The sequence below is a fragment of the Microvirga aerilata genome (assembly GCF_016743775.1).
Taxonomy (GTDB): domain Bacteria; phylum Pseudomonadota; class Alphaproteobacteria; order Rhizobiales; family Beijerinckiaceae; genus Microvirga; species Microvirga aerilata.
The window spans coordinates 1-996 of sequence record NZ_JAEQMY010000313.1 but is presented as its reverse complement, the minus strand read 5'-3'; the positions used below and the strand labels follow the sequence as shown (position 1 = coordinate 996).

Genomic DNA, 996 nt, shown 5'->3' with positions numbered 1-996 from the left:
GGCAACACGATCCTTGAACGGTCCTGCGATAAGCAAGGCTTCAATGAACTCAATAGAAGGCTGCCCTTAGCAGTTCCACATGGGACATTATGCAAAGTTGTGCGGAGCATTCTTGCATGCACATGGGGGCACCGGTTGAGGCTCCACCCGGTGGCTTTCCATTGCTACCGAGACAGTCAGCACCCACTGGCCGTGTTCGTTCCGAACCTCGACCGTAACGGCACGCGGGTCGCCCCCCCCGCAGCAAGTCCCGCCAGATATCAGCTGCAGCTGAGATTGCTCCGTCCTCAGCAGCATCCAGGCTGTCAAACTCCAAGCCTTCGTCATCGACTGTCAACTTTGTCCCCTCTCGTACATCGAAGTAGAAGCAGGGCACAGGATCCTCCTCAGGCTGGTGGTTTTGGAGCCCCGCGAGACTACAAGTTGGGATTCCAGCTAGATCAATGCTCTGCCTCTGATCCAGATATGACAGTGTCTCGACGCACAAGCCAGGTAGGTTAGCCGTTCCGCACTGGGTGTCATGCGACATGGCGCGGTCTCATGCCCGGGCGTGACGGACACTCAATATAGGCTATGCTGCCCTTGATCCTAGAAGGTTGGAATGCCCGACCCTAAACCATGCCCCGTCTGCGGAGGAACCCAGTTCAGCGTCGGATTCGAGGAGACGGAACGCGGCGTGGCGGCCTTCCTCATATGTGATGCCTGCGACGAGATCGACGAAACGCACGGCCCTTTAGGGCAGCCTTGCGGCACCGATGCGGATGCAGAGAGCGAGGCTGTCCTCGCCTGGAACCGCTTCATCGAGAAACACACCGGCTAACCGCGCCACCATGGAGAAGGCTCCACGCCCTCCCTGCTTCAGGGCAGTTCAATACTGGTGGTGATGTGAGTCACGGGAGCTAAGTCGTGATCGGCTGCATCAACACACTCACCGTCGTGAAGGTCGTAACAGCTGAGGCGCATCTTCGCCATATGGCGGCTCCGGTATGGCCGAAG

2 protein-coding genes are annotated in these 996 nt (G+C 58.3%); one reads left to right on the top strand and one right to left on the bottom strand.

Annotation, left to right across the window (positions count from 1 at the left end; translation table 11 throughout):
* Positions 1 to 49: 49 nt before the first annotated feature.
* Entirely contained in the window at positions 50 to 529 is a 480-nt protein-coding gene (locus JKG68_RS35115) for a DUF6894 family protein (protein ID WP_376773255.1), read from the bottom strand.
* Between the two features lie 72 nt (positions 530 to 601).
* Here JKG68_RS35115 and JKG68_RS32540 point away from each other — a divergent pair, with 72 nt between their 5' ends.
* On the top strand, positions 602 to 820 hold the full coding sequence (locus tag JKG68_RS32540) for a hypothetical protein (RefSeq protein WP_202066585.1): 219 nt from the start codon (positions 602 to 604) through the stop codon (positions 818 to 820).
* Positions 821 to 996: the final 176 nt, after the last annotated feature.

Excerpts from the sequence above, each read along its gene's own strand:
- JKG68_RS35115 (WP_376773255.1), bottom strand. The coding sequence starts at position 529 with ATGTCGCATGACACCCAGTGCGGAACGGCTAACCTACCTGGCTTGTGC.
- JKG68_RS32540 (WP_202066585.1), top strand. The coding sequence starts at position 602 with ATGCCCGACCCTAAACCATGCCCCGTCTGCGGAGGAACCCAGTTCAGC.